The 10,363-nt window shown below is 40.9% G+C and carries 13 protein-coding genes; 7 read left to right on the top strand and 6 right to left on the bottom strand.

The genetic code is table 11. The features are described from left to right. From pgk to QVP90_RS04160, 4 genes are all read left to right on the top strand, one after another. The coding region (gene pgk, locus QVP90_RS04175; RefSeq protein ID WP_288203949.1) for a phosphoglycerate kinase at positions 1-531 on the top strand (531 nt) is incomplete at its 5' end. A gap of 78 nt (positions 532-609) precedes the next feature. Further along, complete coding sequence (locus tag QVP90_RS04170) at positions 610-1,593, top strand: ABC transporter substrate-binding protein (protein WP_172680712.1); 984 nt, start codon at positions 610-612, stop codon at positions 1,591-1,593. A 106-nt stretch (positions 1,594-1,699) separates the two neighbouring features. After that, the gene (locus tag QVP90_RS04165; RefSeq protein ID WP_021935727.1) at positions 1,700-3,904 is read left to right on the top strand and encodes a tetratricopeptide repeat protein; all 2,205 of its coding nucleotides are present in this window, start codon (positions 1,700-1,702) and stop codon (positions 3,902-3,904) included. Between the two features lie 380 nt (positions 3,905-4,284). Next, complete coding sequence (locus tag QVP90_RS04160; protein ID WP_005929819.1) at positions 4,285-4,530, top strand: RNA recognition motif domain-containing protein; 246 nt, start codon at positions 4,285-4,287, stop codon at positions 4,528-4,530. 76 nt (positions 4,531-4,606) lie between these two features. Here QVP90_RS04160 and QVP90_RS04155 read toward each other — a convergent pair whose 3' ends face one another. From QVP90_RS04155 to QVP90_RS04135, 5 genes are all read right to left on the bottom strand, one after another. After that, positions 4,607-5,188, bottom strand: coding sequence for a Maf-like protein (locus tag QVP90_RS04155; protein WP_005929816.1), 582 nt, complete (start codon positions 5,186-5,188; stop codon positions 4,607-4,609). 65 nt (positions 5,189-5,253) lie between these two features. Further along, positions 5,254-5,775, bottom strand: coding sequence for a KdsC family phosphatase (locus QVP90_RS04150; protein WP_005929813.1), 522 nt, complete (start codon positions 5,773-5,775; stop codon positions 5,254-5,256). A 28-nt stretch (positions 5,776-5,803) separates the two neighbouring features. Next, positions 5,804-6,598, bottom strand: a complete 795-nt coding sequence (locus QVP90_RS04145; RefSeq protein WP_007481536.1) for a Rossmann-like and DUF2520 domain-containing protein — start codon at positions 6,596-6,598, stop codon at positions 5,804-5,806. Then, entirely contained in the window at positions 6,595-6,930 is a 336-nt protein-coding gene (locus tag QVP90_RS04140; RefSeq protein ID WP_007481534.1) for a hypothetical protein, read from the bottom strand. Before QVP90_RS04140 ends, QVP90_RS04145 begins: the two co-directional genes overlap by 4 nt. Before the next feature lie 2 nt (positions 6,931-6,932). Then, positions 6,933-7,469, bottom strand: a complete 537-nt coding sequence (locus QVP90_RS04135; protein ID WP_005929804.1) for a nitroreductase family protein — start codon at positions 7,467-7,469, stop codon at positions 6,933-6,935. A 433-nt stretch (positions 7,470-7,902) separates the two neighbouring features. Between QVP90_RS04135 and QVP90_RS04130 the strand changes: the two genes are divergently transcribed. Continuing rightward, positions 7,903-8,112, top strand: coding sequence for a hypothetical protein (locus QVP90_RS04130; RefSeq protein ID WP_005929802.1), 210 nt, complete (start codon positions 7,903-7,905; stop codon positions 8,110-8,112). Here QVP90_RS04130 and QVP90_RS04125 read toward each other — a convergent pair. Then, entirely contained in the window at positions 8,072-8,614 is a 543-nt protein-coding gene (locus QVP90_RS04125; RefSeq protein ID WP_005929799.1) for a beta-class carbonic anhydrase, read from the bottom strand. The genes QVP90_RS04130 and QVP90_RS04125 overlap by 41 nt on opposite strands. A gap of 117 nt (positions 8,615-8,731) precedes the next feature. On the opposite strand from QVP90_RS04125, the gene QVP90_RS04120 reads away from it, so the two are divergent. Both QVP90_RS04120 and QVP90_RS04115 read left to right on the top strand, forming a co-directional pair. Beyond that, on the top strand, positions 8,732-9,718 hold the full coding sequence (locus QVP90_RS04120; protein ID WP_021935726.1) for a GNAT family N-acetyltransferase: 987 nt from the start codon (positions 8,732-8,734) through the stop codon (positions 9,716-9,718). Positions 9,719-9,794: 76 nt separating this feature from the next. After that, positions 9,795-10,363, top strand: a 569-nt coding sequence (locus QVP90_RS04115; protein ID WP_288203948.1) for a carboxypeptidase-like regulatory domain-containing protein, incomplete at its 3' end; no start/stop codon positions are given.

Raw genomic sequence — 10,363 nt, 5'->3', positions numbered from 1 at the left:
GGTATGACTTATACGTTTACAAAGGCTCAAGGCGGTCATATCGGTTTATCTATCGTAGAAGATGATAAATTGGATCTGGCTTTGGAACTGATGAAAAAAGCAAAAGAAAAAGGTGTCAACTTAGTATTGGCTGTCGATGCCAAAATTGCAGACTCTTTCTCTAACGATGCTAACACGAAGTTCTGTGCCGTAAATGAAATCCCTGACGGATGGGAAGGTCTTGACATCGGTCCGAAATCAGAAGAAATGTTTGCAGAAGTTATCAAGAATTCCAAAACAATCCTTTGGAACGGTCCTACAGGAGTATTCGAATTCGAAAACTTCACTCACGGCTCACGCACAGTAGGCGAAGCCATTGTTGAAGCAACCAAGAACGGTGCTTTCTCGCTCGTTGGCGGTGGTGACTCTGTAGCTTGTGTCAACAAGTTCGGATTGGCTAATGGCGTATCATACGTTTCTACCGGTGGCGGTGCATTACTTGAAGCAATCGAAGGAAAAGTTCTTCCGGGTATTGCTGCTATCGAAGAATAATCCTCAAAGCACATCTTTGACGCGATAAAAAGGCAGCTCTTTTAATCAGAAAGGGTTGCCTTTCTTTTCATATAAGCAATGAGAAATCCATTATTATTACTCAGTATACTTGCTTTTTTCATTTCCGCTTGCAATAGCAGAAACGAAAAAGCAATCGCCATGCCGGTCGAGCTCCATCCCCTTTCTTTGGGAATAATGCCCACAATGGATGTTTTTCCCTTCATTGTGGCCCAAAAATCGGGTATTTATGATTCATTAGGATTAAAAGTAAATCTTGTACAGTTCGATTCGCCCTACGACCGGGATGCCGCCTTCCTTACCGGAAAGATCGACGGCACCATAACCGACTACCCCAGCATCGCATTGCTGCAAGTACATCATCCGGGGGGCTCCGTTATCATGGCAACTCAGGGTTATTTCTGCTTCATAACAAACAGACAAAATCCTATAAATCAATTTGATGAATTAAAAGAAAAAAATATCGCCATCTCTCGTGGCACGGTGATCGATTACGCAACTGACTTACTTTGCGAGAAATATGGAATAAAATCCGGGGAAATAAACAAACCGGAAATTGCACAGATACCACTACGTCTCAACATGCTGCAATACGGGCAGATTGAAGCCACTTTCCTACCCGATCCTTTTGCCACCATAGCAATGAAAAATGGGAACAAATCATTGATAAGCACCCGGGAACTAAACATCCACCTTACCGGAACTGCTTTCACCGAAACTGCTCTCAAAGAGAAAAGAAAAGAAATTACCGCATTGATCAAAGGATATAATCTGGGAGTCAAGCACATACAAGCATGTTCGCCAAAAGAACTGAACCTCTTATTGACCGAAGCTGCCGGAATACCCGATTATATAGCTAAACTTATCTTATTACCGTCTTATACTCCGGCCAAACGCCCGGACGAACAAGACATTCGCCAAACGATAAAATGGCTGAGAAATAAAAATAAAATCCCCGACAACTATCAAGGGGAGAATCTGATAGATACTACTTTTCTTCCCCGGACAATGAACACTTCCGCCAACAGACACGCCAAACGGTAATCTCACCCAAAGCTCACAAACACTTTATAATAAATATTAAAAGACCGCCCTTTTGGCATCATTTTTGTTTTACTATATAGAATAACAGTACAAATACCTTGAAATTATGAATGAACGAACTATCAATGAGCAATATAAATACATCGTAGAATTAATCGAACAGAAACGGTTAAAGGAAGCACTGACACAATTAGAGTCTTTCCTTTGGCAATGCCCCGATTGGGAGCTTCGTAACCGCTTGGAGCAGCTACAAACCTCTTATAACTTTATGCTGCAATACATGAAACAAGGTATAGCCGATCCCGAACGGAAAAAATTGTACATAAAACTACTAAGTGACACATGGGAGATTGCCGACCAGGCACGCCTGCTACAACTCGATGATATCTCCACACGCTATTACCATGACGTCCGCAAAAAACGCACCCAGGACCTGGCAGCCTATAACACCAATGTATTGATGCACATACTGGAATCATTCAACGACGATTTGGCAGTCAGCGGGTTATTGTCGGACAGCAACATAGATGCCGTATTGAAGCGACACGAAGATACCCAGAAATTCATGTTCCTGCAAACATGGTCCAACAGCTACTGGACAACCGAAGATGAAGCCGACGCACAAGGCATGCTGAAATCTGAATTAATTCCGGTAAATGATTTATGCTTGTTTACAAGCGCCGTAATGTTAAGCCTAATGGAATGTTTTGACCTGCGTAAATTAATGTGGCTATTGGATGCATACCAACATGGCAACGTATATGTCAGTCAACGGGCATTAATAGGCATTGTTTTCGCGCTCCATATCCACACCCACCGTCTGGATTTATATCCGGAAATTGCCAATCGCCTGAAGCTTCTCAATGAAGAAAATTCATTCGATGAAGACCTTGTACGCATATACCGTCAACTCCTGTTGTGTCAAGAAACGGAAAAGATAGATAAAAAAATGCGGGAAGAGATTATCCCGGAAATGCTGAAAAATGTGTCTTCCATGCGCAATATGAAATTCGGCTTTGAAGAATCGGACGAAGAAAAAGACGATCGTAACCCGGATTGGGAAAACGTTTTCGAACATTCGGCATTAGGTGATAAGCTTCGTGAAATGAACGAATTGCAAATGGAAGGAGCGGATGTATATATGAGTACATTTGCTCCCTTGAAGAATTTTCCTTTCTTCAAAGAACCGCATAACTGGTTTTACCCTTTTGACAAACAGCAGTCGGATGTTATTAAAACAATGAGAAAAGACGGCCATCAGAAAAATACAATGATGGATCTGCTCCTACAGTCGGGATTCTTCTGTAGCAGCGACAAATATTCGCTTTTCTTCACTATGCTGCAATTTCCCCAATCACAGCGAGACATGATATTCAGCCAGCTCACCGAGCAACAGGCCGAAGAATTTGCCGAACAGTCAAAGGCTGAAACATTAAAAAAGTTCTCAGAACGCCCTGCTACCGTCAGCAATCAATACCTGCACGACTTGTATCGTTTTTTCAAACTAAATACCAGAAGAAATGAGTTCAGGGATATCTTTAAAGAGAAAATAGAATTACACAAGATATCCATTCTAAAAGATATCCTGTATCAGGAAGGCACATTGGCCACAATAGCCGACTACCATCTAAAAAAGGAGCATTGGGCGGAAACTACCGAGCTTTATAAAGAGATAGAACGGATGAACGGTCCACTAAGTACACAAGCCGAATTCTACCAGAAATTGGGATATGCTTTTCAAAAACAAAAAAGACTGGATGAAGCTCTTGAGGCTTATCAAAAGGCAGACACCATCAAACCGGATAATATATGGACCAATCGCCACCTGGCCATTTGCTACCGCCTCGCACGCAACTTCAGCAAAGCATTAGAGTATTATCGGAAAGCAGAAGAAACTACTCCCGAGAACCATAGCATCGTATTCCACATAGGCAGTTGCCTGGCCGAACTGCAGCAATATGAGGAAGCTTTGAACTACTTCTTCAAACTCGATTTTATGGAAAGCGACTGTATCAAAGCATGGCGGGGAATTGCCTGGTGTTCATTTGTTATCGGAAAACATGAACAAGCAACAAACTATTATAATAAGGTTATAGATAAAAAGCCACTTCCAATGGATTATCTCAACGCCGGACACGTGGAATGGGTATCGGGTGATATTGAAAAAGCAGTCAGTTTTTATAGCCGGTCTAAGGAAATGAGCGGAACCAAAGATATCTTTTTAGAAATGTTCAATAAAGACAGAAACTATCTCATCCAAAAAGGAATTGCAGAAGACGACATTCCATTAATGTTGGATTTACTATATTAAAGCCAAGCTATACATCAAAGTCATAAGGGTTACCGTTCTTTAAAGCCTGTTTAAATTTTGCTCAGTATTATTTTGAGAGGAAAATTTAAACAGGCTTATTATCTTTTGAACATTCGGTAGCCTTTATTTATTTTATCATAAGCAATCTGTTAATTTACGACCTTTATTCACAAAAAAGGATATTATTATGATAAAAAGAATAGATATATAATGCAGTTCCAATAAAAATGTGTTTCTTTGTAGCATGAAACAATAAGAGGTTTATAACGATTTGCTTTCACATATGTATCTCCTCAGTTATCTACATTGAGTATTTCCATTCTGATCACCTTTTCTCAAAACTTTTTTATTGCATTATTAATTTTTTTATATTTACATTTATGAATATGTATGTTGGAAACCTTAGCTATAATGTTAAGGAATCAGATTTGAGACAAGTAATGGAAGAGTATGGAACAGTAGAATCTGTAAAGATCATCACTGATCGTGAGACAAGAAGATCAAAAGGTTTCGCTTTTATCGAAATGCCGGAAACATCAGAAGCTAAAAACGCTATCTCTGAATTAAACGGTGCAGAATATGCAGGCCGTCCGATGGTAGTGAAAGAAGCATTACCCAGAAATTAAAATACAATTCTGATAATAAAAAAGGATATTGCTAAGCGATATCCTTTTTTATTATTTATAACATCCATTAAAAAAATCAGAGCTTAATCAATTCTCTGTACAACTTCTGTACCGGTAGCCCCATCACATTATAATAACTACCCGAAATCGATTCTACTCCGATAAAGCCAATCCACTCTTGTACTCCATAAGCACCGGCTTTATCCATTGGAGAATACTTATCGACATAATAGACAATTTCCTCTTCTGACAATACAGCAAATGTCACATCCGTTGTGACCGTAAAACTATTTTGCCACCCTTTTGTTGTCAAACAAACCCCTGTAATCACCTGATGAGAAGCACCGGAAAGTTTACGCAACATACGTATTGCATCTTCCCTATCCTTCGGTTTACCAAGTACTTCTCCATTCATCCATACGATAGTATCAGCCGTGATAAGCAGTTCATCCGGTTCAATCATAGATTGATAGGCCTCCGCTTTTTCACGAGAGATATAAGCCGGTATTTCCTCCCCCTGCAATGTATCCGGATAGGATTCATCAACATCGGGAAGTGTCTTTACCACATAATCGACTCCCAAACCAGACATTAACTCTTTTCTACGGGGAGAATTAGAAGCGAGTACAATATTGAATTTCTTTAAATTATCAAGCATAATCTCATCGTGTACCAATTATCGATACATCCCTCTTTTTAATTATTAATTTTCTAATCGTCCCCCTACCATCCGAAAGCATCATCGGACATCCATTTACCATGCACTTTCAGCACTTGTTCAACCACATCACGCCCGCAACCATAACCACCGGCAGCATGAGAAATGTATTTGACAACAGCCTTTACTTCAGGAGCAGCGTCTTTAGGACAACACGGCAAACCACATTCCCGCAACACTTCAATATCGGGTATATCATCTCCCATATACAATATCTCCTCATCCGAAAGGCCGTATTTCTCACGAAAATCACGATAATCATGTATCTTCACGGCAGAGCCCATATACAAATCGGTTATTCCAAGTGCAGAAAAGCGGATACGAACGGCTTCCGTCCGGCCACCTGTAATAATGGCAACGTGTAATCCCTGCTTTACAGCCAGTTGAAGCGCATAACCATCCTTTATGTTCACCGTACGCATCGGCTCTCCCGAAATATGTAAGGGAATCATATCAGCGCTCAAAACTCCATCCACATCAAAAGCCAGAGCCTTTATCTTTTTAAGATCATAGTTGATTGTACTCACTAGAAAATAGATTTTACAATTAAACAATTTATGATTTACGATTGAAAATACTGCGGCTGATCAACTCATAAAGCCGTTGCATTTCAACATCGTCCGAAAGCATACCGAGATGATTGTTGATAACATTCTCATCATACCGTATGGCTGGTCCTGTCTGGGCGGCTTTGGGTTTCAATTCATGGACTTTACGGGCCGTTTCATCAATCAAAGGCAACATGACATCAAACGGAAGATGATATTTTTCCAACAAATCAGCCGCCAAAGCATACATATGATTGGTAAAGTTACAAGTGAAAACAGCCGCCAGATGAAGACTTTTACGCTGTTCGGAGTCTGCTTCATAAACGCGCTCGGACAAAGTAGCGGCAACCGCTTTCAAGAGTTCCGTATCTTCGGGTGTGGATGCTTCGATAAAGAAAGGAATTTCCCGGAAATCGACTTCACGCTGCTTACTGAACGTCTGCATAGGATAGAATACGCCATAATGTTCCGCATACCCTTCCCAGACACTCATCGGAAGACTCCCGGCAGTATGTACCAGCAAAGATTCCTTTCTTTTTCCGGCCACAATACCAGGTAGCAGTTCTGTAAAAGCAGAATCTTTCAACGACACAATATAAAGGCGAGCATACGGATTTATATCTCCCAGATCGGTAGTGAATTCCGCTTCCACTTTTTCAGCCAGGTTACGGGCAGATTCTTCCGTGCGACTGTATATCTGCACAATGCGAAAGCCCTTGCGATATAAAGCTTTCGCTAAGTTTGTCGCCAGGTTTCCGGCACCGATAAATACAATTGGGGTGTCTTCTATACTTCTTTTCATCGTGTTGAAATCAAATATAATATTCCGCCGATTATCAATAATGCCAAAGGCAGCAGATAAGCAGACATAGTGCCTAACAACGCCACTATCAGGCCGATATTCATCACAAGCCAAAGCCCTATCAGCACAAGTCCGACGGATTTATCATGTTTGAGAAACAAGAAAATAACCGCTGTATAAAGCAAGAAATTATCTTTATTCATCACCCAAGACAATCCAATGGCAGAAAAATGTATCAGTTTATCTACGAGATAAAGTACTCCTATCACAATCAAGGTGACGGCAGTCGCTTTATAAGTATCCTTGTTATTGTTAGCTTTGGCAGCACTCACGGTTATTTCCCTCCGAATTTATTGATATGAATTTTTTCCCATTGCAGATGGTCCTCGTTGAAAGGCTTGCGTTCCATACCTTTATGCCCAATGGCGATGATGGAAAGAACCTGAAGTTGCAAAGGAATATCCAAGACTTCACGTACAAATTCATCCGAAGGCATACCATTGGCAGCCTGACGTTCACGAACCTGCACCCAGCAACTACCCAATCCTAAATCTTCCGCCTGGAGCTGAATCAGAATGGAAGCGATCGAAGCATCTTCAATCCAGACATCGCTTGCCAACGGATCAGCGGTAACAACTATAGCCAATGCAGCATCGGCAATAAACGAAGAAGCCTGCTCTTTACAATGTGCCAATTGCTTTAATATCTCTTTATCATCCACGGCAATAAACTGCCAGCTATTGCTACGCTTGGAAGTAGGCGACATCAAAGCAGCCTTCAACAAAGTTACCACCTGCTCCTGAGAAAGTTCTTCCTCCGTAAATTTCCGCATACTACGGCGGTTCTTTATCAATTCACTAAAATTTTCCATACTATTTCTGCTTTCTATAATTCTTAATAAAAGCAAGTGCAAAGATACATATAAAAACTGAAAGAAAGCACAGGATCAAGAAAGAGACTCTTGCCAAATACAGCAATAATAATAACATATCACCACCATTTCATCCTTCTTCAACACATCCGCTATTTTCTCTATATCTCCCTATTAATGAATAATACAAGGTGGAGCAATACTCTTATCCATTATATTAATATAAAAGCCACTAAATATAGTACTCAAAGAAGCAAGATCCTATATTAACCACAAGACATAGTATAAGGACCTTCACCCCGTATCACCAATAAATAAAACGATTCAAAAAGGTGAAAAGGTGCGAAAGGTGTAAATTAGAACGCATTCCTCTTCAAATCGTATCACATCTCATTTTTTATCATTACCTTTGTATTGACAAAAAACAATCGTTATGAAAAAGCGAATAACACAAGACGATTACATTAAAGTGAATCGGAAAGCCAGCCGCGAGGCGGAAATAGAGAGACACGGTCACCCTATTTGTTACAAACGGGTGCACCAGTCAAAAAAAGTATATAACCGTAAAAAGATAAAGGCAGGCGATAAGGCTCTGCCTTTTTTTATACAACCTGCGTTAGTTCTCCGGTCAGTGAGTCGATAATAAAACCATGAACATGTACATCTGACGGTATCAAAGGATGATGTATAATAGAATCAACAGTTTCACTTACCGACTTCCGCGTATCATCGAAACCACCGAGCCAGGAATCAAAATCAACACCACAGAAGCGTATCATCTCAATCAGATCTTCCCGGATACCACGAGTTTTCATCCGTTCAAGAATCTCATTGCTATCCATGTGATGAGCCCCGCAATCAGAATGGGCGATAACCATAATATCTTCTACACCAAGCTCGTATATAGCAACCAACAAACTACGGATCACACTGCCGAAAGGATGGGAAATAACGGCACCGGCATTTTTTATTATCTTTGCATCGCCATTTCTGAGACCCAGAGCGGCAGGAAGTAATTCTGTCAAACGGGTATCCATACAGGAAAGAATGGCAAGCTTCTTATCGGGATATTTATTGGTTATATATTTTTCGTATCCCTTGCTCTCTACAAACTGCTTGTTAAAAGCAATAATTTCTTCTACCATATTCTTATTCGACATCTAAATGTTATGACAAATGTAGCAAACATCTATCACATGTTGCAACAAAACAATCCCTTTTCTTGTTGAAAAGATAAATAAAAGATGTAAATTTGCCACAAGATGCCCCTAAAGCTTACTACATATTACCGCGGGAGCGAAATTCCCGACTTACCGGGAAAAAATACATTTCACTCCAAGGAGTTGTTTCTGATCTATGAAGCAACCCCGGGATATAAGCCTGTATTCATCGTAGCAACAGAAAACGGCAAACCCATCGCCCGGTTACTGGCCGGCATCCGTACCAATAAAAAGCTCTTTCCTCCTTCTATCGTCCGCCGTTGTGAAGTATACGGCACGGGAGAATACCTCTCGGATGAAGATACTGACAAGGAAACCATATTCGGCGAAATGTTGGAGCACCTCACCACAGAAGTTTTACGAGACTCTTTTATGATCGAATTCCGTAATCTCGACAATGCATTATTCGGATATAAATATTTTCGTGCCAACGGATATTTTCCCATCAACTGGCTACGGGTACGTAACTCCTTGCATAGCCAGCATTCGGTAGAAGAGCGTATCAGCCCCTCACGTATCCGACAGATAAAAAAGGGACTCAAAAACGGAGCAAAAGTAGAAGAAGCACACTCGATAGAAGAAATTGAGGAATTCTCGCGTATGCTGTACAAAATATATTCATCACACATCCGCAAACATTTTCCAAATATCGAGTTCTTCTATCACATGGAAAAAAGACTGATAAGTAGCGAACAGGGAAAAATATTCATCGTACGCTATAAGGACAAGATCATCGGCGGTTCGTCCTGCATTTATTCGGGAGACAACGCCTACTTATGGTTTTCGGGAGGAATGCGAAAAACATATGCACTGCAATACCCCGGTATATTGGCCGTATGGATGGCCTTGAAAGATGCATACGAACGCGGATTCCGGCATTTGGAATTTATGGATGTAGGTTTACCCTTCAGAAAACATGGGTATCGTGACTTTGTTCTTCGTTTCGGTGGAAAACAGAGTAGTACACGTCGTTGGTTCCGTTTCCGATGGCCATGGCTGAATAATTTATTTACCAAGATATACGTTTAAGACGATTTTTTCGTTATTACTCAATAAGCGATACTTTCCCATACGGAAAAGTACGCCAAGTGATGATAATAAGGATATGAACAATCGTCTCTCAATTATATACCTGCTTTTACTGTTTACCTTTCCCGCTTTGGCACAACAAGTCAAAATCGGAGGCATCATTACAGACGATAACGGAGAACCGATCGAACTGGCTACCGTACGTATAGAGGGAACGGCCATCGGTACGGTCAGCAATCTAAAAGGTAAATACTCGCTCAAGTTTACTTCCAGAGACACGGTAACAGTGATATATTCCATGATCGGATATAACACGCGGAAACGCACTTTAGTAAATCCACAGGGAAATATCAGCATAAACATGATGTTGCCGGCATTAGGATACGAACTCGACCAGGTAACGATTACCGAAAGTCGCCGGCAAACCAACACCGTGCAACAAATAGACATGAAAGCAAACAAGTGGATGCCGGATGCTTCGGGGGGAAATATAGAATCGATCATTGCCACACAAGCCGGAGTAAGTTCGAACAATGAACTTAGTTCACAATACAATGTTCGTGGAGGAAGTTTCGACGAAAATATGGTATACGTCAATGGTATAGAGGTTTACCGCCCGTTATTGGTCCGTTCCGGTCAGCAGGA

Source organism: Bacteroides sp. CAG:189 (genome assembly GCF_000432295.1).
Classification (GTDB): domain Bacteria; phylum Bacteroidota; class Bacteroidia; order Bacteroidales; family Bacteroidaceae; genus Bacteroides; species Bacteroides salyersiae.
This window is presented reverse-complemented; position numbering and strand designations above follow the sequence as displayed.